Raw genomic sequence first — 21,889 nt, forward strand, 5'->3', positions numbered from 1 at the left:
GCATCGGAAGCACTCCCCATGCGGGTGCACGGGACAGCAGGGAACGGAAGGGGCTGTTGGTGGAGACATCCGATGCGTGGTGGGAAATCGGCGGCAAGGGCCCAGGAGATCTGGTCCTCGCTGTCGACTTCACGGCCACCGGGCGACCCGATGCGCGATTCGCCGACATCGTCGGCCTGACCGCCACCAGCCATCCGGTCTGGGAGACGATGCCGCAGGCCATCGCCACCGACATCGGGCCGTCGGGCGAGGAGTACCTCGACCGCTGGTTCGAGGACGTCCGCGGCAGCGGGCAGCAGGTCGGCGCCGTACTCGGCTTCTGCGCCGGAGCGGTGTACGCCGCCGCCCTGGCCGGCCGCATAGCGCAGTGGCAGGAACGAGCCCCTCAGCTCATCCTGTTCGACCCCGAGCAGGCCAACGCGTTCGGTCTGCTCTGGCAGTTCCACAAATCCGTCGAGCTGTTCGCGGGAATCATCGGTGCCGAACCGGTCGCCGAGGCCCAGGAGACCGCACGGCAGGCGCTGGAGGCCGACCCCGAGAACCTCGGGTACATCGGCCCGGTGCTCGTCGGGCTCTTCCGGGAGATCAGCGAAGCCGCCTTCGACGAGATCGAGCTGGAACCCGAGAGCCGGACCGAGTTCACCGAGTCCTTCACCTCCTTCGTCGCCTACGTCGTCGCGGCCGGACAGCTCAACTCCTCGGCCGCCACCGCGTGGACTGACGCCGTCGCCTTCAGCTCCGGAAGCCCGCTCAGCGGACTCAACCGGCTGCGTTCCACCGACCCGGACGGCGCGGCCGGAGCCGTGGCCCGTGAACTCCGGTTCGACTGCGATCACACCGACCTGCTGCGTGACGAAGGCGCCGCCACGGCGCTGGCCGAGCTGCTGACCGCACAGGACCTCTCCCGACAGATCCGGATGTGACATGAAGACCACAGAGAAGACCACCGCCAGGGCAGAGGGGACCGTTCCGGTAGCGGCACCGCCGGAGCCGGCGCCGGCGCCCGCAGCCGCTGGAGCCGAGAAGAAGTCCGCGCCCGAGGTCGAGCCGGCCATCCGCGTCACCGGGCTGCGCAAGGTCTACGGCGAGGTCCAGGCGGTCAAGGGCGTCGACCTGACCATCAACCCCGGCGAGGTCGTCGCGCTCCTCGGCCCCAACGGCGCGGGCAAGTCCACCACCATCGACATGATCCTCGGCCTGTCCCACCCCACCTCGGGCGAGATCAGCATCTTCGGCCGGGCCCCCTACCTCGCGGTACGGGAAGGGCTGGTCAGCGCCGTCCTCCAGGAGGGCTCGCTGATCGACGACATCTCCGTCCGCGAGACGCTGGAGATGATCTCCTCCCTCTACAAGAAGCCGCTGCCCCTCGACGAGGTGCTGCGACGCGCCAACATCGAGGACATCGTCGACCGCCGCGGCACCAAGCTCTCCGGCGGCCAGCGCCAGCGCGCCCGCTTCGCCTGCGCGCTCATCGGCAACCCGCAGCTCCTGGTGCTCGACGAGCCCACCTCCGCCATGGACGTCGGCAGCCGCCGCAAGTTCTGGGAGTCCATGCGGAAGTTCACCGACACCGGCCGCACGGTCGTCTTCGCGACCCACTACCTGGACGAGGCCGAGGAGTTCGCCGACCGCGTCGTCCTCATGCGCGGTGGCGAGATCGCCGCCGACGGCACCGTCGCCAAGATCCGTGCCCTCACCGCGGGCCGCGTGCTGCGCGCCTCGGTCCCCGACGCGAAGGAGGCGGACCTGCGGAAGCTGCCCGGGGTGACCGCGGTCACGCTGCGCCTGGGCCGTGTCGAACTGCACTGCGAGGACTCCGACAAGAGCCTGCGCGCCCTGCTCACCACCTACCCCGACGCGTACGACATCGAGATCACCGCCAGCGGCCTGGAGGAGGCGTTCCTCTCCCTGACCGCCACCGATGGCGACGACTCGGAAGTGCAGGAGGACGCGGCATGACCGGCTACCTGTCCATCGAGATCAAGCGGATGCTCCGCGGCCCCCGCTTCATCATCTTCGCGATCGTCCTGCCCGTGGGCCTCTACCTGATGGAGTGCATGCTCTACAAGGGCAAGGAGATCCCGAACGGCCACGGCATCACGTACAGCGCCTGGCTGATGTGCAGCCTGGCCGCGTACAGCGCGTTCACCTCCTCCATGCACACCAGCGCCCGGGTCTCCCATGAGCGGGCGATCGGTTGGCACCGCCAGCTGCGGCTCACCCCGCTGCTGCCGCGTACGTACCTGCTGTCGAAGATCGCCGTCAGCATGATCGTTGCGCTGCCCGGACCGGTCTTCGTCGCGCTCGCCGGCGCCACCCTCCAGGATGTGCACCTGTCCTTCGCGGGCTGGTTGCAGATCACGCTCGGCATCTGGATCGCGGCCCTGCCGTGCGCGGTCCTCGGCCTGGTCATCGGTCTGTACGTGGCCGTCGAGCACCAGCAGATGTATCTCCAGGGCCTGGTGCTGCTCTTCGGCTTCCTCGGCGGCCTGCTGCTGCCGACCACCGGCTTCCCCGGCTGGCTGACCGCGATCGTCAAGGCCCTGCCGAGCTACTGGCTCGCGGACGTCGGCCACGGCGCGCTCCTGCACGGCACCCGCACCCTGGTCGCCGCGCTGGTCCTCGCCGGCTGGACGGTCGTCCTGTCCGGTGCCGTCATCCTCAACACCCGTCGTGAGGCCGCCAGGGCCTGATCGTCGCCCGGCCGCCGGCACCGGCGCCGTCAGCGGGGAAGCTCCCGCCGACGGCGCCGGTGTCGTTTCCCGCCCGTTCCGCTTTCCCCTCCCGAGCCATCGCTCCCCTCCCGAGTCACCGCCGAGCCGAGACGTGAGGTACTCCACGATGTTCCCCGCCCCCACCCAGAAGGGCACCGCCCCCTTCCGCGGCCACCGCACCTGGTACCGGGTCACCGGCGATCTGCACACCGGGCGCACCCCGCTGGTCATCGCGCACGGCGGCCCCGGATCCACCCACGACTACCTGCTGCGGATGACCGAACTCGCCGCGTCCACCGGCCGTCCGGTGATCCACTACGACCAGATCGGCAACGGTGGCTCCACCCGGCTGCCCGACCGCGGCGCCGGCTTCTGGACCGTCGACCTCTTCCTCGACGAGCTGGACAACCTCCTCGCCCACCTCGGCATCGCCGACGACTACCTGCTGTTCGGCCAGTCCTGGGGCGGCATGCTGGGCGCGGAGCACGCCGTCCGCCGCCCCGCAGGCCTGCGCGGCCTCGTCATCGCCAACTCCCCGGCCTCCATGCCGCTGTGGCGCGCGGCGTGCGAGGGGCTCAAGGACGCGATGCCGCCGGTGCACCGCGACACCCTGCGCCGCCACGAGGCCACCGAGGACTTCGACCACCCGGACTACCAGCGCTCCGTCTACGCCTTCTACCAGCGGCACGTCTGCCGGGCGAACCCGCTGCCGCGCGAGGTCGCCGCCACGCTCCTGGAGCTGCAGAGCGACCCGACGGTCTACGGCACCATGAACGGCCCCAACGACTTCCACGTCATCGGCACCCTGAAGGACTGGACGGTCATCGACCGGCTGCCGGCCGTCGCCGTCCCGGCCCTGATCATCTCGGGCGCGTACGACGAGGCCACCCCCGCGACCATCCAGCCGTTCCTCGACCACATCCCCGGCGCCCGCTGGGAGCTCTTCGAGCAGTCCAGCCACATGCCGCACGTCGAGGAGCCCGAGCGCTTCGACACCGTCATGAAGGCCTGGCTGGCCGAGGTCGGCTGACGAGCGGGACGGCGCGGCCGGACTGTCAGTCCCTGCGGGCACGATGGAGGCATGACCACCACTCTGCAGATCAGCATCGACTGTGCCGACCCCGCCGTGCTGGTCCCCTTCTGGGCGACCGCCCTGGGGTACCGCGAGGAGGAACCGCCCGCCGGGTTCGCGACCTGGCGGGCGTACTGGATCAGCATCGGGGTGCCCGAGGACGAGCTCGGCGACCCGTCCAACAGCTGCGCCGACTCGCTCGTCGACCCGACGGGCGCCGGGCCCCGCATCTTCTTCCAGATCGTGCCGGAAGCCAAGACGATCAAGAACCGGCTGCATCTGGACCTGAAGGTCGGCGGCGGCCGGGACGTCCCGCTGGAGACCCGCACCTCCCGGGTGAACGCCGAGGCCGAACGGCTGGTGGCCGCCGGCGCCACGAAGGTCCGCGTCCTGTCGCAGGACGGCCTGGACCACTACGGGGTCACCCTCCAGGACCCCGAGGGCAATGAGTTCTGCGTCGCGTAGGCGCGACAGAGGGGCTCGTACCGGATGAATCAGCCGGTACGAGCCCCCTCGTCGTCGTGCGACCCGTTAGGCCTTCTTGCTGGAGATGTACGCGCTGAGCTTCTCCGGGGTCGGGTGCGCGAACAGGTCGGCCAGCCGGATCTTCACCTGGATACCGGTGGTGCGCTTGACGCGCTGCAGCAGCTGGACGGCGAGCAGCGAGTGGCCGCCGCTGGTGAAGAAGCCGGAGTCCGCGTCCAGGTCCTCGCGCTTGAGGAACTGCTTCCACAGCGCGATCAGCGCACGGGTCAGCTCGGTGGTGTCCACCGGCTCGGGCGCTGCCTCGGTGCGCAGCAGCTCCTCGGCACGCAGCCGCAGGCCCTGCAGGTCAGGGGCGCCGTTCACGGTCGGAAGCCCCTCGGTGACGATGATGCGGGCCGGCTCCGCCGGACCGGGAAGGTCGGTGCGCACCTGCTTCCAGAGCTGCTCCAGCAGGCCGGGTCCGGCCCCGGTACCGCCGGCGGTGGCGACGAAGGAGACGAGGACCCCGCCCGCGGCGACCGTCACGGCGGCGTCGACGGCGGGGTGCGCGAGCAGCGCGGCGTCGACGTCCTCCAGGCCGAGGGCGAGCCCCTGCACGGTCACCCGGCGGTCCAGCCGGCCGAGGATCTCGATCCGGCCGTCGGGAAGCCAGCGGGCCACGTCACCGGTGCGGGTGACGTCCTCGTCGGCGAGGCAGAGCTCGCCGCGGACGCCCACCGGCAGCTCCGTCCCGTCGGGGGCGGCCACGAAGGCCCGGGTCAGGGCCGCGCTGTCGGCCTTGGCGGCGAGCTTCGCGTAGCGGGAGAACGGCGCGACGGACGGGCCGAGGAGGGCCTCGGGCAGGCCGTCCCGGTGGCCGGCCAGGACCGCGGCGTGGTCGGCCGCGCTCCAGCCGGAGATCTCCCCGATCGGCCGGTCCAGTTGGTCGCCGAGGGTGCACAGCAGGGCGTCGTAGCGGGCGAGCAGCAGCTGCACGTCGGCCGGGGAGAAGACCTGGGTGCGGAACACGGCGCGGATCGTGGTCTTCGCCGCCTCCGGCTCCGGCATGAAGAAGAACTCCAGGTCGAACTTGCTGAAGCCGTTCTCCACCCCGCGGATCCTCGCCGGGTGTCCGGCCACCTCGAACGTTCCCGAGGTGCCGCCCGGCACGTAGTTGAACAGGTGGTTGAAGAGCGAGTTCCGCCAGGACGAGGAGCCGCCGTCCCGCACCTCGTCCAGTACGGACTCGGCGGTCACCCCCGGCTCGCCGAGGCTCTCCAGGAACACCGCGCGGGCCCGGTTCACCAGCCGCTTGAACGGCTTGGCCGGATCCATCCGCACCCGCAGCGGCAGCACGTTCACGTGGTAGCCGATGGCGCCCTCGTGACCCGGCGGGCGCACGCTGACGGGCGAACCGACGACGATGTCCGAGCCCGCGCCGTGCTGCGCGAGCAGCAGGTAGTAGGCGGCCAGCAGGATCACGGCCTCCGGCGCGCGCAGCTCGCGCTGCAGGCGGCCGACCACGGCGAGGGCGTCGTCCGACAGCGGGTACTGCAGGGTGTCGCCCGCCAGGTCCGGGGTGGCCGAGGCCGGATTCCCGTACCAGAGGCCGTCGTCCGCGCCGCGGAAACCGCGGAGCTGGTCGCGCCAGAAGTCGACGCTCTCCTCGGACGGCTCCGCCTCGACGACCGCGGCGACCGGGTCGGTGGCGTACGTGTCGGGCGCCTGGTAGGCGCTGATCAGCTCACCGAGCAGGGTGACGGTCGACATCGCGTCGAAGACGAGGTGGTGGAGCGCGACGCTCACCACATCGCCGGCGCCGCCCGCCCGCCGGAAGCGGGCCGCCCTGACGAGCGGGCTCCCGTCCAGGGCGAACGGCTCCGCGACGAACGCCTCGACGGCGGTCTGGAGTCCGTCCTCGGTGACGTCGACCGAGGTGACATCGATCGAGGTGATCGCGTCGGCCGCCAGCACCTCCTTGGTGAGGTCGGTCTCGGAGGTGCGGAAGACGGTGCGCAGGATGTCGTACTTGCGCACCACCAGGGTCAGCGCCCGGGACAGCGCCGCGGAGTCGATCTCACCGTCCACGTCGAAGGTCAGGGACAGGTTGTTGACGCCCGATCCCGGTACCAGCCGCTCCAGCAGCCAAAGGTCCGTCTCCTTACGGGTGGCCGCCATCGGCGCGGGGTCCTGAACAACCATGTCGGATCTCTCCTCAGACGAGTCATGCGGGTCATACGGGGGTGCGCCGGCATCGGCGCCGGCCGGGTCAGTCGAGAGGTTCGAACTCGCTGTCGAGAATGTCGAAGAGCTGGTCCGCGTCGGCCGAGGCCAGTTCCGCCTCGTCCGCCGCGGCGGACGCCGCCGCCTCCGCGGCTCCGGCGCGCAGCGCCGTCCAGCGGGCCACCAGGGCCCGCAGGCTGTCGGTGACCCGGGTGTGGTCCTGCTCGTCCACATCGCCGTTGTCGGTCGTGGTGACCAACCGGTCTTCCAGGTCCGCCAGTTCGGCCTCCAGGGCCCGCAGCGCCGCCGGGCCCGACGGCGCCGGTGCCAGCTGCTCGCGGATGTACTCGGCGAGGGCCTCGGAGGTCGGGTAGTCGAAGATCAGCGTCGCGGGAAGGCGCAGCCCGGTCGCCGGCGTGAGCCGGTTGCGGAACTCGACGGCGGCGAGCGAGTCGAAGCCCAGCCCGCCGAAGCCGCGCGCCGGATCGACGGCGTCCACCCCGGAGTGCCCGAGCACGGCGGCCACTTGGGACCGCACGAGGTCCAGCACCACCGGCGTACGTTCCGCCGGCGGGAGCTTGAGCAGCCGGTCCTTCAGACTCTCCGCGGCCGCGGCGCCCGTAGCGGCCTGTACGGTGCCGCGCCGTGCCGCGGGTGCCCTGACGAGCCCCCGCAGGATGGCCGGCAGGCCCTGGCTCCCAGCCCGCGCCTCCAGCGCCGCCGTGGAGAAGGGCACCGGCAGCAGATGGGCCTTCCCGCCGGCCAGCGCCGCGTCGAGCAGCGCGAGACCCGCCTGGCGCCCCAGCGCCAGCGCACCGCCGCGCGCCACCCTGTCCACGTCCGCCTGCGTCAGATCCGCCCCCATGCCGCCCGATTCGGGGGCCCACAGGCCCCAGGCGAGCGAGGTCGCGGCCAGGTTGTGCGTACGGCGGTGGGTGGCCAGGGCGTCGAGATAGGCGTTGGCGGCCGCGTAGTTGGCCTGGCCCGTGCCGTCGAAGGTGGCGGCCGTCGACGAGAAGAGCACGAACGCGTCGAGGGTGAGGTGCGCGGTCAGCTCGTGCAGATGGCGCGCGGCCTCGGCCTTCGGGCCGAACACCGTGCCCACCTGGCCGGGAGTGAGGGACTCCACGGTCCCGTCGTCCACGACACCCGCGGTGTGGATCACGGCGGTCAACGGGAGGTCGTGCAGGAGTTCCGCGAGGGCGTCCCGGTCGGAGACGTCGCAGGCGGCGATGGTGACGGTGGCGCCCGCTGCGGTGAGTTCTGCCGCGAGTTCGGCTGCTCCCGGAGCGTCTTGTCCGCGCCTGCTGGTGAGCAGGAGGTCGCGGACTCCGTGCTCGGCGACCAGGTGGCGGGCGGTGAGCGCGCCCAGTCCTCCGGTGCCGCCGGTGATCAGGACGCTGCCGTCCGTACGCCAAGGGGTCGCCTCGGCGGACGGCGCCGAACGGGCCAGCCGCGGGGCGTACACCTGGGAATTGCGGACGGCCAGTTCCGGCTCGTCGGCGGTGAGCACGGTGGCGGGTATCTGACCGGTGCCGGCCTCCGCGTCGGTGTCGACGAGGACGAGACGGTCCGGGTGCTCCGCCTGCGCGGCCCTGACGAGCCCGTGCACGGCGGCCTGCGCGAGGTCGGTGACGTCCTCCCCGGGAAGCGCGGCGACCGCGCCCCGGGTGACGACGACCAGCCGGCCGTCGGAACCGGCGTGGGCGTCGTCCGCCAGCCAACCCTGCACCTGCGCGAGCACGTCGACGACCGTGGACCGGGCATCGGCCCGCGACACGACGCGCAGCAGCGCGCTCTCGTCGACGGCGTTCGTGTTCTCCGCTGCCGTAGTTGCCGTAGCTGCCGGATCCGCATCCACCGCGGACCACTGGATCTCGTACAGATCCCGGGCCTGGGCGGCTTGGGCCGCCGCCAACTCGCCCGTGTTCACCGGACGCAGGGCGAGCATCCCGACGGACGCGACCGGAGCGCCCTGCGCATCGGCCAGGTCCAGGGCGTAGCCCGAACCCGCCGGGGCGATCCGTACGCGCAGCGCGGTGGCGCCGGTCGCGTAGAGGGCGACGTCGGACCAGGCGAACGGCAGCTCGGCCACTCCGCTGTCGGCCCCGGACAACCCGATGCCGTGCAGCGCCGCGTCGAGCAGCGCCGGATGCAGCCCGAACCCGTTCGTGTCGGTGCCCTCCGGCAGTGCGACCTCGGCGAAGACCTCGTCGCCGACCTTCCAGGCGGCGCGCAGCCCCTGGAACGTCGGCCCGTACTCCAGGCCGCTCGCGGCCATCGTCCCGTACAGCCCGTCGACCGCCACGGCCTCGGCCCCGGCCGGCGGCCACTGCACCAGGTCGAAGCCGGGCTCGGCAGCGTGCGAGGTGAGCAGCCCGTCCGCGTGCCGCGTCCAGGGCTCGTCCTCCGCCGCACCCTCGGCGCGCGAGAACACCGACAGCGTCCGCTCCTCCACCCCGCCGATCCTGACCCGCAGATGGATGGCACCGGTCTGCGGAACGACGACAGGCGCGAAAAGGGTGAGCTCCTGCAGCGTGCTGGTGTGGGTGTGGTCGCCGGTGTGGATGGCGAGGTCGGCGAGCGCTGCGCCGGGGACGATGACGGTGCCGTTGACGGCGTGGTCCGCGAGCCACGGGTGGGTGGCCAGCGAGAGCCGGCCGGTGAACAGCAGTCCGTCGGTGTCGGGGAGGGTGATCGCCGCGGTGAGGAGCGGGTGGGTGGTGGTGCCCTGGCCGAGCCCGGAGGGGTCGCCGGTGGAGACGGCGCTGTCGGCGAGCCAGTAGTGCTGGTGCTGGAAGGCGTAGGTGGGGAGGTCGACGCGGGTTCGCCCGGTGCCGAAGAAGGCCGGCCAGGAGACGGGGACGCCTCGGGTGTGGAGGGTCGCGAGGGAGGTGACGAAGATCTGCGCTTCGTTGTGGTCACGGCGGAGGGCGGGGATCAGGGTGGTGGTTTCGGTGGCGCTGTCGGCGCCCATGGCGGTGAGGACGGCGTCCGGGCCGAGCTCCAGGAAGGTGCTGACGCCCTGGTCCTGGAGGGTGGTGACGGCGTCGGCGAAGCGGACGGCTTCGCGGACGTGGCGGACCCAGTAGGTGGGGTCGGTCAACTCCTCAGTGGTGGCGGCCTGTCCGGTGAGCGTCGAGACGATCGGGATGGCGGGTGCGCTGTAGGTGAGTCCGGCCGCTATCGCCCGGAACTCTTCCAGCATCGGCTGCATGTGGAGGGAGTGGAAGGCGTGGCTGACGGTGAGGCGCTTGGTCTTCCGTCCGATGCCGTCGAAGTGCGCGATGACGGCGGCTACGGCGTCTTCGTCGCCGGAGACGACGATGGAGGTGGGTCCGTTGACGGCCGCGATGCCGACCTTCTCGGTGAGCTGCGGCAGGACTTCGGCCTCGGTGGCCTGGATCGCGGCCATCGCACCACCGGCAGGGAGCTGCTGCATCAGCCGGCCACGAGCGGCAACCAGCAGCGCCGCGTCCTCCAGCGACCAGACACCGGCAACGTGCGCGGCGGCCAACTCACCGATGGAGTGACCGGCCAGCACCTGCGGCCGGACCCCGAAGGACTCCAGCAGCCGGAACAGCGCCACTTCCAGAGCGAACAGAGCAGGCTGCGTGAAGCCCGTCTCGTTCAACCGGCCGTCGTCACCGAACAGCACATCCAGCAGCGGCAGTTCCAGCTGATCGCCGAACGCGGCCACCACATCGTCCAGCGCTGAGGCGAAGACGGGGAAGGCGGCGTACAGCTCACGCCCCATCCCCGCCCGCTGACTGCCCTGCCCGGTGAAGAGGAATCCCAACGGGCCGGAACCGGCCGTTCCGCGCACCGCTCCAGCCGCGGTGCCACCTTCGGCGAGCGTGGTCAGTCCGGCCAGTAGGCCGTCGCGGTCAGGGGCGACGACGCCAGCGCGGTGGGTGAAGGCCGCACGTGTGGTGGCCAGGGCGGATCCGATCGCCGCCGGGTCCAGCTCCGGATCGGCGAGGACGAAGTCGCGGAGCCGGGCGGCCTGGGCCTGGACGGCGTCGGGCGTCTTGCCGGACAGCACCCACGGCACTACGGGCAGTGCAGCGGCCGCAGCCTGTTCCGTCGAGACCTCTGCGGGGGCCTCTTCCACAATGACGTGGGCGTTCGTTCCGCTGATGCCGAAGGACGAGACACCCGCACGGCGCGGGCGCTCCCGCACCGGCCACGGCTGGGCCTCGGTCAGCAGCTCGACGTCACCGGCACTCCAGTCCACGTGCGAGCTGGGAGTGTCGACGCCGAGCGTGCGGGGCAGTTCCTCGTGGCGCATCGCCAGCACCATCTTGATGATGCCCGCGACACCGGCGGCGGCCTGCGTGTGGCCAAGGTTGGACTTGACCGAGCCGAGCCACAGCGGCTGACCGTCCGCCCGCTCCTGCCCGTACGTCGCCAGCAGCGCCTGCGCCTCGATGGGGTCGCCCAGCCGGGTGCCCGTGCCGTGGCCCTCGACGACGTCGACGTCACCCGTGGTGAGTGAACCGGCGGCCAGGGCTTGGCGGATCACGCGCTGCTGGGCGGGGCCGTTGGGGGCGGTCAGCTGGCTGCTGGCGCCGTCCTGGTTGATCGCGCTGCCGCGGACGACGGCCAGGACGCGGTGGCCGTTGCGCCGCGCGTCGCTGAGCTTCTCCAGGACGAGGACGCCGACGCCCTCGCCCCAGCCCGTACCGTCCGCCGCCTCCGCGAACGGCTTGCACCGGCCGTCGGCGGCGAGGCCGCGCTGGCGGCTGAAGTCGACAAAGGTATCCGGGGTGGTCATCACGGTGACGCCACCCGCCAGCGCCAGCGAGCACTCGCCGGCGCGCAGCGCCTGGCCGGCCAGGTGGACGGCGACGAGGGAGGACGAGCAGGCGGTGTCGACCGTCAGCGCGGGGCCCTCCAGGCCCAGGGCGTACGAGACCCGGCCGGAGACGACGCTGCCGAGGCCGCCGTTTCCGAGGTAGCCCGCGAGCTCCTCGGGCACGTCACGGAGGCGGGGCGCGAAGTCGTGGTACATGACGCCCGCGAACACCCCGGTCGAAGTGCCCTGCAGGCTCTCCGGGTCGATCCCGGCGCGCTCGAACGCCTCCCACGACGCCTCCAGCAGCAGCCGCTGCTGGGGGTCGGTCGCCAGGGCCTCGCGCGGGCTGATGCCGAAGAAGTCGGCGTCGAACCGGCCCGCGTCGTCGAGGAACGCGCCTTCCTTGGAGTACGTCTTGCCGATGGCAGCCGGGTCGGGGTCGTAGGCGTCGTACCAGCTCGGGCCGCGGTCCTCGGGGAAGTCCGCGATGGCGTCCCGGCCCGCGGCAAGCAGGTCCCACAGCCCCTCGGGACTGCGCACCCCGCCCGGGAAGCGGCAGGACATGCCGACGATCGCGATCGGGTCGTCGTCCGTCGACTGCCGGGCAGCGACAACGGCGGCGGCAGCGGAGGAGGTGGCCCCGCCGGTCTCGTCGCCGACGAGCTTCTCCCGCAGGTAGCGGGCGAGGGTGGTGGCGTTCGGGTAGTCGAAGGTGAGGGTCGCGGGCAGCCGCAGGCCGGTGGCCGTGCCGAGCCGGTTGCGGAGTTCGACGGCCGCGAGGGAGTCGAAGCCCAGCGTGCCGAAGCCGCGCGCGGGATCGACCGCGTCCGGCCCGGAGTGACCGAGCGCGGCCGCGACCTGCGTACGGACCAGCGAGAGCAGGAAGCGCTCCTGCTCCGCCGCCGGCAGACGGCCGAGCTGCTCCTGCAACGAGTCGCCGCCCGCCGATCCCGAGGCGGCGGCGAGCCGGGCCGGGGTTCGGACCAGGCCGCGCAGCACCGCGGGCACACCGTCGGCGGCCGCCCGGCGCCCGAGGGCGCCGGACTCCAGCCGCAGTGCCAGCACGTGGGCGTACTCCCCGCCCCAGGCCGCGTCGAACATCGCCAGACCTGCGGCGGCGCTGTGCGCCGGGGTCCCGGCACGCGCGGCCCGCTCCACGTCCTTCGCCGAGAGTCCTGCGCCCATTCCGCCGGTTTCGGGTGCCCATAGGCCCCAGCCGAGGGAGGTGGCGGGGAGTCCTTGGGTGCGGCGGTGGGTGGCGAGGGCGTCGAGGTAGGCGTTGGCGGCGGCGTAGTTGCCCTGTCCGGTGCCGTCGAACGTGGCGGCAGCGGACGAGAACAGCACGAACGCGTCGAGAGTGAGATGGGCGGTCAGTTCGTGCAGGTGCCGGGCGGCGTCTGCCTTCGGCGCCAGGACTTCCGCCAGGTGCTGCGGGGTGAGTGCGGCGAACGTCGCATCACGCAACACACCCGCCGTGTGGACGACGGCGGTCAGGGCCACCCCGTCCAGGAGCGCCGCCAGCGCGTCCCGGTCGGAGACGTCACACGCGGCGACCGTCACCGTCGCACCCAACCGCTCGAGTTCTGTGGTGAGTTCGGTGGCGCCGGGGGCGTCGGGACCGCGGCGGCTGGTCAGCAGCAGATCACGGATCCCGTACGCGGTGACCAGGTGCCGGGCCAGCAGCGCACCCAGACCACCGGTACCACCGGTGATCAGCACCGTGCCATCCGTACGCCACACCACCGCATCACCAGCAGCAGCCGGCACCGTACGGGCCAAGCGCGGGACGAGGATCTCCCCCCCACGAAGCGCCAGTTCAGGCTCACCCGAGACCAGCACAGCCTCAGGGATCTCATCGGTGTCGGAGTCCAACAGGACGATGCGACCCGGGTGCTCCGACTGCGCGGAACGGATCAGACCCCACACCGCCGCCTGACCCAGCTCCGCAACGTCCTCACCCGGCAGAACAGCCACCGCACCCCGCGTCACCACCACCAACCGCCGGTCGTCATCGACGGCCAACAAGGTTTGCAGTTCGGCGAGTACGGCCGTCAGTGCCTCGATCGGCTCGACCTGCGTAGGCACACGCACCAGCACCGTCTCACCGGCGGATTCCGTCCCGGCGGACCGGGGCACGGACCATTCCACGTGGTAGAGGTCCCGCATACCCGCAGCCTGGGAGGCCGTCAACTCGGCGGCCACGACCGGGCGCAGCACCAGCGCCCCGACGTCGGCGACCGGGCCGCCCTGAACGTCGGACAGGCGCAGCGAGTAGCCGGAGCCGGCCGGGGTGACGCGGACCCGGAGGGCGGTCGCGCCGGAGGCGTGCAGGACGACGTCGGTCCAGGCGAAAGGGAGCTCGGCGTTCTCACTGGGCCGGTCGATGCCGATGGCGTGCAGGGCGGCGTCGAGAAGGGCGGGGTGCAGGGCGTAGCCGGTGGCGTCGACACCCTCGGGCAGGGCGACCTCCGCGAAGACCTCCTCGCCCAGCCGCCAGGCGGCGCGCAGGCCCTGGAAGGACGGGCCGTAGCCGTATCCCTGGTCGCGCATCCGGTCGTAGGCGCCCTCGACCTCGATGGTCCGGGCGCCGGCGGGCGGCCATGCGTGGTCGGCCGGCGGGGCGGCGGCAGTCGCGTCCTCGGACCGCAGCAGGCCTTCGGCATGCTGCGTCCAGAGGGAGTCGTCCGTCCCGGAGGAGCGGGAGAAGATGCCCAGCGGCCGCTTGCCGTCCTGGCCGGGTTCCTCCACGACCAGCTGGAATTCGACCGCGCCGGAACCGTCGAGCAGCAGTGGCGCCTGGAGCGTCAGCTCCTCCAGCACGGGGCAGCCGACGCGGTCGCCGGCCTGGACGGCCAGCTCGACGAAGCCGGTGCCGGGGAGCAGCGCGGTGTCGCCCACCGCGTGGTCCGCGAGCCAGGGGTGCGTCTGCAGCGACAGCCGGCCGGTGAGCACCAGCCGGTCGGAGCCGGCCACCGCGACGACGGCGCCGAGCAGCGGATGCGCGGTGGCCTCGATCCCGAGGGCCGAGGGGTCGGCGGAACCGGACACGTCGTCCAGCCAGTAGCGCTCCCGCTGGAAGGCGTAGGTGGGCAGATCCAGCAGCGGGGTGGCGGCGCCGGTGCCGAAGAAGGCCCGCCAGTCGACCTCGGTGCCCTGCGTGTGCAGGTCGACGACGGACGACACGAGGGCCAGCGCCTCGTCCTGGCTGCGGCGCTGCGTCGCGATGAGGACGGCGTCGGTGACGCTCTCGGCACCCATGGCGGTGAGCACCGCGTCCGGTCCGAGCTCCAGGAACGTGGTGACGCCCTGGCTCTGGAGGGTGGTGACGGCGTCGGCGAAGCGCACGGCTTCGCGCACGTGCCGGACCCAGTACTCGGGGTCGGTCAGCTCCTCGGTGGTCGCGGCCTGCCCGGTCAGCGTCGACACGATCGGGATGGACGGTGCCGCGTACTCCAAGATGTAGGCGAAGCGCCGGAACTCGTCGAGCATCGCCTCCATGTGAACGGAGTGGAAGGCGTGGCTGACGGTCAGCCGCTTGGTCTTCCGTCCCAGAGCGTCGAAGTGCGCGATCACGGCAGCCACGGCGTCTTCGTCACCGGAGACGACGATGGAGGTGGGCCCGTTGACGGCCGCGATTCCTACCCTGTCGGTCAGCTGCGGCAGGACTTCGGCCTCGGTGGCCTGGATCGCCGCCATCGCACCACCGGAGGGGAGCTGCTGCATCAGCCGGCCACGCGCCGCAACCAGCAGCGCCGCGTCCTCCAGCGACCACACCCCCGCGACGTGCGCTGCGGCCAGCTCACCGATGGAGTGACCCGCCAGCACCTGCGGCCGGATACCCCACGACGTGAGCAGCCGGAACAGCGCGACTTCCAGCGCGAAGAGGGCGGGCTGGGTGTAGCCCGTCTCGTTCAGACGATCATCGTCGGCGAACAGCACGTCCAGCAGCGGACGGTCCAGGTGCTCGTCGAACGCTTCCGCGACGGCGTCCAGCGCCTCCGCGAACACCGGGAAGGCGGCGTAGAGCTCGCGTCCCATCCCGGCCCGCTGGCTGCCCTGCCCGGTGAAGAGGAACGCCAGATCACCCGCGCCGGCCACCGCGGTCTTGGCCTCGCCCTCAACGACCGCTCCCAGAGCGGCCAGCAGGCCCTCACGGTCCGCCGCCACCACCCCCACACGATGAGCGAAGCCCGCACGCGTCGTCGCCAACGCCGAACCCACCGACACCGGATCCAGACCCGCATCGGCCAGCACGAACTCCCGCAACCGGACCGCCTGAGCCTGCAACGCCTCCGGCGTCTTACCCGACAGCACCCACGGCACCACTGGAAGCTCGACAGCGGCGACAACCTCCGCCACGACCTCAGCCGGGGCCTCTTCCACGATCACATGCGCGTTCGTCCCGCTGATGCCGAAGGACGAGACACCCGCACGGCGCGGACGCTCCCGCACCGGCCACGGCTGCGCCTCCGTCAACAGCTCAACCGAGCCTGCCGACCAGTCCACGTGCGGTGTCGGTGTATCGACATTGAGGGTGGGCGGCAGCGTCTCGTGGCGCATCGCCTGCACCATCTTGATGATGCCCGCGACGCCCGCGGCGGCGGCCGTGTGCCCGATGTTGGACTTCACCGAGCCCAGCCACAGCGGGTGTTCGGCGTCGTGCCCCTGCCCGTACGTGGCGATCAGGGCCTGTGCCTCGATCGGGTCGCCGAGCTTCGTTCCGGTGCCGTGCGCCTCGACGGCGTCCACTTCCGCGGCGGTGAGGCCGCCGCTCGCCAGGGCCTGCTGGATGAGGCGCTGCTGGGAGGGGCCGTTGGGGGCGGTGAGGCCGTTGCTCGCGCCGTCCTGGTTGATCGCGCTGCTGCGCACGACCGCCAGCACGCGGTGGCCGTTGCGTCGCGCGTCGGAGAGCCGCTCGACGACGAGGACACCGACGCCCTCGCCCCAGCACGTTCCGTCGGCGGCCTCGGCGAACGGCTTGCAGTGTCCGTCGGGCGCGAGTCCGCGCTGCCGGCTGAACGCGGTGAAGGCGCCGGGGCTGGACATCACGGCGACGCCGCTCGCGAGCGCGAGCGAGCACTCGCCGGCGCGCAGCGACTGGACCGCGAGGTGCAGGGCGACGAGCGACGCGGAGCACGCGGTGTCGACCGTCAGCGTCGGGCCCTCCAGGCCCAGGGTGTAGGCGACGCGCCCGGAGATGACGCTGGTGGCGCTGCCGGTGAGCAGATATCCCTCGTAGCCCTCGGGCGCCTGGTGCAGCCGGGGTCCGTACTCCTGCGGTTCGGCCCCGACGAAGACGCCGGTCGCCGATCCGCGCAGCCCGGCCGGGTCGATGCCGGCCCGCTCGAACGCCTCCCAGGAGGTCTCCAGGGTGAGGCGCTGTTGCGGGTCCATGGAGGCGGCCTCGCGCGGGCTGATGCCGAAGAAGTCGGCATCGAACTCGGCCGCTCCGTAGAGGAAGCCGCCCTCCCGCGTGTACGTCTTGCCGGGCGCGTCCGGGTCCGGGTCGTAGAGGCCCTCCACGTCCCAGCCGCGATCGGTGGGCAGGGTGCCGATGGCGTCCCGGCCCGACACGACCAGGTCCCACAGCTGCTCGGGTGAGCTGATGCCACCCGGGTAGCGGCACGCCATGCCGACGATCGCGATCGGCTCGTCGAATGCGGAGCCGGAGCCGGAGCCGGAGCCGGCGGCCGAAGAGGGAACGGCGGCCGGTGAATCGGCTCCTGTACGGCCGTCGAACCGGACGCCGAAGGCCTCCCACATCAGCTGCCTGGCCAGCGCGGTCGGCGTCGGGTGGTCGAAGGCGATGGTGATCGGCAGGTCGAGCCCCGTCGCGTCGCTGAGCCGGCGGTGCAGATCGACGACGGCCAGCGAGTCGAAGCCGAGCTGCAGGAACGGCTGCGACAGGTCGAGCGGGAACTGTCCCTCCCGACCGGCCTTGCGCAGCGCCGCTTCCGCCTCCCTTCGGACCACCGCGAGAAGGCGTCGGTACTGCTCCGCCTCGGCCAGGCCGGCCAGTTCGGCCAGATCGACCAGCTCGGCCCGGTCGGCCGGATCGACGGCGGAGCCGTCTGCGGTGGACTCGTGGGATGCGGACTCGCTCATCACTGAACTCCAGTGTCGATTTCTGCGCGGGAAGAGATCAGGCGCGATGCCGACGTCACTTCACCGGCTCTGAGCAGGATTTCGGCCGGCGCGGGACGGCCGAGGAACAGCAGCAGGCTCGCGGTGGGCCCGTACGCGCCCACGTTGGGTACGGCGATCACGTCGCCGGGCCGCGGGAGGGGCATGCGGGCGGAGCGGGAGAGCAGGTCACCGGGGGTGCACAGCGGTCCGGCGAGGGTGACGACGGTCTCCTCCTCTTCATCCTCACCGTCCCGCCCGCCGGCCTTCGGCTCGACCGAGAGCGGCAGCAGCCGCCCCAGACCGGCCATGCCGCCGAGGGTGTTGATGCCCGCGTCCAGCACCGCGAAGGTCCGGCCGCGGCTCTGCTTGACGTTGGTGACCGTGGTCAGCAGCCGGCCGCTGTCGCCGACCAGATAGCGCCCCGACTCGCAGGCGATCTCCGGGACGCCCTGCCGCCAGCGCGGGAAGTGCTCGTCGAGGGTCTGCTCCAGTGCGGCGCGCAGATTCCCGTAGACGGGCCGGCCGCCGGGCACCGAGTACGGGGCGGCGAACCCCCCGCCGATGTCCAACAGGCGCAGCGGTGTGCCGAGTTCGGCCTCCAGGCGGGCCGCGCCGCGGATGGTCTCCTGGAACTCGGCGATGAGACTCGCCTCGTCCTTGGAGTTGCTGAGCGGGAAGAAGTGCGCGCCCGCGACCCGGATCCCCTCCACCGCGCGGATCTCCGGCAGCAGGTCGGAGAGACCTTCCGCGTCGAAGCCGAACTGGGAGGGCGTACCGGTCATCCGGATGCTGGTGGTGGCGGCGGCCGCCGCGCTGTTGACGCGGATCAGGGCGTCGGCGGTGGTGCCGTGGAGCACCGCCCGCGCGCCCAGCCGTTGCAGGTCGCCGAGCGACTCGACGGAGAAGGTGCGGACGCCCGCGGTCAGCGCGGCGGAGATCTCCTCCGCCGTCTTGCCGGGACCGGAGTAGAGGATCCGGTCGGCGCGGTGACCGGCTTCGAGCGCGGACGCCAGCTCGCCGGTCGAGCACACCTCGGCGCGGCACGCCCCGTCGCCCTCGCCGAGGGCGCGGACCAGCCCGGGGTGCGGGTTGGCCTTCAGGGAGTAGAAGAGGGTGAACTGCTCCGGCAGGGCGGCCCGCAGAGCGTCGCGGGCGGCGATGACGCGGTCCAGGTCGTAGACGTAGAGCGGTGATCCGTAGCGCGCGACCAGCTCTTCGTCGCTCACGACGGCCGTGGCCTCGGTGATGGTCATCCGGCGGCCAGCTCTTCCGCTACGAGCAGCGCCTCGAGCTGCTGCTTGGCGTTCTTGCCGTTGGCGGTCAGCGGGAAGTCGTCGATGACCTTGCACAGCGACGGGACCTTGACGGCCTCGAGCCGCTGCGCCAGCTCGCGCAGTACGGTCTGCGGCGGCAGGTCGGCGGCCACGAACAGCAGCAGGTCGCGGTCGGCGGTCGGCTTGAGGGCGGCGGCGTTCCGCACCCCCGGGATGTCCATGGCGGCGGCTTCGATCTCGATGGTGCTGACCCGCATGCCCTTGCGCTTGAACATGTCGTCGCGGCGGCCCTCGAAATACAGATAGCCGTCCGCGTCCAGCGAACCGTAGTCACCGGTGTGCAGGCGGGTGACGCCCGTCTCCGGGTCGGTGCGGAAGGTACGGGCGGTGATCTCGGGCAGCCGCCAGTAGCCGGCCATGACGTTCGGTCCGGTGACGGTGATCTCGCCGCTGCCGCCGGCCGGGACCTCGTTGCCCTCCTCGTCGAGGATGGTCACCTGGGTGCCCGGGAGCGGGCGGCCGGACGAGCCGGGCCGGGTGCGGTCCTCGTCGGGCGGCATGACGGTGATCCGCTTGCACTCGGAGATGCCGTACATCCGCACGACGCGGGCGTCGGGGAAGCAGCGCCACAGCCCGTCGATGATCCGCTGCTCCAGGGCCGCGCCGGTGCTGGTGAACATCCGCAGCTTGGTGGGGCGCGGGTCGCGCTCGGCGAGCCGGATCAGCGGGCCGCCGAGCGACGGGACGAGCGGCAGGATCGTCGCGCCGGTCTCGCGGATCAGGATGTGCAGCTTGGGGTCGGCCTCCCCGTCCGCGAGGACGAGTTCGGCGCCGGACAGGCAGGTCAGCAGTACCTGGAACAGGCCGTAGTCGAAGGAGAGCGGGACGCGGCAGAAGACGACGTCGTCCGCGCGGTAGCCGAGCACCTGGTTGATGGCGTCGGCGGCGAAGGACATCTGCGCGTGCGGGCAGACGATGCCCTTCGGGGTGGCGGTGCTGCCCGAGGTGTAGATGAGGACGGCGGGGGAGTCGACCGACGTCGCCTCGGACGTGACGCGCACCTCGGTGCCGGTGGCGGCGGCCCAGACGGCGCCCACCTCGTGCACGGGCACCTCCGTGAGCGCCTGGACGCCCTCGGCCAGCCCGTCCACGACCACGACCACCCGGGGCTCGCAGTTGGCGATGACGGCCCTGAGGTGGAACTCCTTCATCTCCGCGCTGATCGGCACGAGGGCCGCCCCGACACGGGAGGCGGCGTAGAGCAGCGCCACCATCTCGCGGACGTTCGGCAGCCGGACGACGATACGGTCGCCCGGGCCCACCCCCTGCTCACGCAGCCAGCCGGCGACGCTGTGGCTCTGCTGGACCAGGTCCTCCCAGGTCCAGGCGTCCCTGGAGTCGCGTACGGCGATGTTCCGGGGCCGCAGGGCCGCCGTCGTGTCCAGCAGTTCGTGCAGCAGCCGCCGGGTGTCGGCGACGCGGTCGGTGTGGTCGCTCACGGTGTCCACGATGGTCACGGTCATCTCCTTGTCAGCTGCGGATCCGGCCGCGGTCCAGCAGCGCCTCGGCGCGGGACCTGAGAGTGGACCGGTCGATCTTCCGGTTGGGGTTCATCGGGAACTCCTCCAGATGCTGGAAGAGCCGGGGGACCATCGCCTTGGGCAGGTCCGCGGTCAACCGGCGGGCCAGGTCGGCCGATGCGGCGGGCTCACCGGTGTAGAACGTGACGAGTTCGTGGCTGCCGCCGACGGCCGCGGCCACCGTGACGGCGTCCTCGACCCCCGGCAGCCGGCGCACGCTGTGGCTGACCTCGGAGAGCTCCACCCGCCAGCCCTGCACCTGCACCTGGTCGTCGGCCCGTCCCACGTAGGCGATCTCGCCGTCCGGGTACCGGCGTACGCGGTCCCCGGTCCGGTACCAGCGCCGCCCGTCGTGCTCCAGGAAACGGCCCGCGTCCTCGGCCGGGTCGAGGTAGCCCGAGAACATCTGCGGCCCGGTGATGCACAGTTCGCCCTCACCGGCGTCCGTCCGGCTCTCGCTCCCGCCGGCGTCGGTTCCGGTGTCCACCGATCCGTCCGGGGCGAGCAGCAGCTGGCGGAGGGAGTCGTGCACCGGGCCGATCGGGACGACGCCGTTGACGTATCGCTCGTCGGGGGTCGAGGGGGACAGCCGGTGCGCGGTCACGGTGATCGTCAGCTCCGTCGGCCCGTACAGGTTCTCCACCACGGAGTGCGGCGCGGCCCGCAGCCAGTCCTCCGCGTCCTGCCGGTGCAGCGGCTCGCCCGCGAACAGGCTCCAGCGCAGCCCGGGCAGCGCGCCCGGCGACAGGGCGCCGGTGCGGCGGGCCAGCGCGATGCCGCCCGGGGTCGAGAACCACACCGTCATCCGCTGCTCGGCCAGGAACTCCGGCAGGTTCCGGTACGCCTGCATGGGGATCGGGACGACACAGCCGCCCGCGCCCCAGGCGCAGAACAGGTCGAACATGGCGCAGTCGAAGGTCAGGTCGAAGGTCTGCGAGAACACGTCGTCGGGGCCGAAGCCGTACCGCGCGTCCAGCGTGCGGAAGTAGCTGTCGGCCGCGCGGTGGCTGGTGGGCACGCCCTTCGGGCGGCCGGTCGAGCCGGACGTGAACAGGATGTACGCGGTGTCCTCGGCACCGGCCGGCAGCGGCGCCGCGAGGGCGGTCTCCTGCGGGGTGGCCGTGATGAGGTCCGGGCGCGGTTCCGCGCCCGGGACGAGGACGAGCAGCGGGCCGTCCGCGGCGGTCCGGTCGTCCCAGTCCGCCGTCAGGGCGTCGAGGGCGGCCAGTCCGCGCCGGTCGGTGATCACCGCGTCGACGCCGGCCGCCGTCAGGATCGAACGGTTGCGGGCGGCGGGGAAGTCCGGGTTCACCGGGACCGCCACGGCGCCCAGGTAGAGGGCGGCCAGCAGTCCGATGTAGGCCTCGGGGGTCTTGGTGGCCAGGATGGCGACGACGCGCGGGCCGTGCGTCCCGGCGGGAGCCGCGTCACGGAGGGCGCCCGCCCAGGCCAGCGCGCTGTCGTGGGCCTCGGTGTAGCTGACGTCCCGGCCGCCGACCCGGAAGGCGGGACGGTCGGGGGCGATCGCGAGGCCGCGCAGGAACCGGCCGTGCAGGGTGTGGTCCAGGGCGGCCGCCGTCGGTCCGGTGGCTTCCGCCGCCGTCGTCGTCGATCCCGTCTCCGTGATCACGCTCATG

The 21,889-nt window shown here is 72.3% G+C and carries 9 protein-coding genes and 1 pseudogene; 5 read left to right on the top strand and 5 right to left on the bottom strand.

Annotated features, from left to right (window positions below):
* The first annotated feature begins 59 nt into the window (after nt 1-59).
* The 5 genes from LNW72_RS26980 to LNW72_RS27000 all read left to right on the top strand — a co-directional run bounded on the left by LNW72_RS26980 (nt 60) and on the right by LNW72_RS27000 (nt 4,251).
* Nucleotides 60-923, top strand: coding sequence for a hypothetical protein (locus LNW72_RS26980; RefSeq protein ID WP_250977726.1), 864 nt, complete (start codon nt 60-62; stop codon nt 921-923).
* 1 nt (nt 924) lies between these two features.
* The gene (locus LNW72_RS26985; RefSeq protein ID WP_250977727.1) at nt 925-1,959 is read left to right on the top strand and encodes an ABC transporter ATP-binding protein; all 1,035 of its coding nucleotides are present in this window, start codon (nt 925-927) and stop codon (nt 1,957-1,959) included.
* Nucleotides 1,956-2,693 (top strand): ABC transporter permease, encoded by a 738-nt coding sequence (locus LNW72_RS26990; RefSeq protein ID WP_250977728.1) that lies wholly within the window; start codon nt 1,956-1,958, stop codon nt 2,691-2,693. Before LNW72_RS26985 ends, LNW72_RS26990 begins: the two co-directional genes overlap by 4 nt.
* Nucleotides 2,694-2,841: 148 nt before the next feature.
* Nucleotides 2,842-3,744 (top strand): proline iminopeptidase-family hydrolase, encoded by a 903-nt coding sequence (locus LNW72_RS26995; RefSeq protein WP_250977729.1) that lies wholly within the window; start codon nt 2,842-2,844, stop codon nt 3,742-3,744.
* A gap of 51 nt (nt 3,745-3,795) precedes the next feature.
* Nucleotides 3,796-4,251 (top strand): VOC family protein, encoded by a 456-nt coding sequence (locus LNW72_RS27000; RefSeq protein ID WP_250977730.1) that lies wholly within the window; start codon nt 3,796-3,798, stop codon nt 4,249-4,251.
* A 66-nt stretch (nt 4,252-4,317) separates the two neighbouring features.
* Here the strand turns inward: LNW72_RS27000 and LNW72_RS27005 are convergent, their stop codons facing one another.
* From LNW72_RS27005 to LNW72_RS27025, 5 genes and pseudogenes are all read right to left on the bottom strand, one after another.
* On the bottom strand, nt 4,318-6,453 hold the full coding sequence (locus tag LNW72_RS27005) for a condensation domain-containing protein (RefSeq protein WP_250977731.1): 2,136 nt from the start codon (nt 6,451-6,453) through the stop codon (nt 4,318-4,320).
* A gap of 67 nt (nt 6,454-6,520) precedes the next feature.
* A pseudogene (locus tag LNW72_RS27010) lies at nt 6,521-17,377 on the bottom strand (type I polyketide synthase); the annotation flags it as partial.
* Nucleotides 17,377-18,651 carry a type III PLP-dependent enzyme gene (locus LNW72_RS27015; RefSeq protein WP_250977733.1) on the bottom strand — a complete coding sequence of 425 codons (1,275 nt, stop codon included), beginning with the start codon at nt 18,649-18,651 and terminating at the stop codon, nt 17,377-17,379. The pseudogene LNW72_RS27010 and the gene LNW72_RS27015, both read right to left, overlap by 1 nt.
* Nucleotides 18,648-20,180 (bottom strand): AMP-binding protein, encoded by a 1,533-nt coding sequence (locus LNW72_RS27020; protein WP_374117425.1) that lies wholly within the window; start codon nt 20,178-20,180, stop codon nt 18,648-18,650. The genes LNW72_RS27015 and LNW72_RS27020 overlap by 4 nt, the downstream gene beginning before the upstream one ends.
* A gap of 22 nt (nt 20,181-20,202) precedes the next feature.
* Entirely contained in the window at nt 20,203-21,888 is a 1,686-nt protein-coding gene (locus LNW72_RS27025; protein ID WP_250977735.1) for an AMP-binding protein, read from the bottom strand.
* Nucleotide 21,889 lies beyond the last annotated feature (1 nt).

It is taken from the genome of Streptomyces sp. RKAG293 (assembly GCF_023701745.1).
Taxonomy (GTDB): domain Bacteria; phylum Actinomycetota; class Actinomycetes; order Streptomycetales; family Streptomycetaceae; genus Actinacidiphila.

What these genes read in the sequence shown, in the direction of transcription:
- LNW72_RS26985 (WP_250977727.1), top strand. Translation starts at nt 925, where the DNA reads ATGAAGACCACAGAGAAGACCACCGCCAGGGCAGAGGGGACCGTTCCG.
- LNW72_RS26990 (WP_250977728.1), top strand. Translation starts at nt 1,956, where the DNA reads ATGACCGGCTACCTGTCCATCGAGATCAAGCGGATGCTCCGCGGCCCC.
- LNW72_RS26995 (WP_250977729.1), top strand. Translation starts at nt 2,842, where the DNA reads ATGTTCCCCGCCCCCACCCAGAAGGGCACCGCCCCCTTCCGCGGCCAC.
- LNW72_RS27000 (WP_250977730.1), top strand. Translation starts at nt 3,796, where the DNA reads ATGACCACCACTCTGCAGATCAGCATCGACTGTGCCGACCCCGCCGTG.
- LNW72_RS27005 (WP_250977731.1), bottom strand. Translation starts at nt 6,453, where the DNA reads ATGGTTGTTCAGGACCCCGCGCCGATGGCGGCCACCCGTAAGGAGACG.
- LNW72_RS27015 (WP_250977733.1), bottom strand. Translation starts at nt 18,651, where the DNA reads ATGACCATCACCGAGGCCACGGCCGTCGTGAGCGACGAAGAGCTGGTC.
- LNW72_RS27025 (WP_250977735.1), bottom strand. Translation starts at nt 21,888, where the DNA reads ATGAGCGTGATCACGGAGACGGGATCGACGACGACGGCGGCGGAAGCC.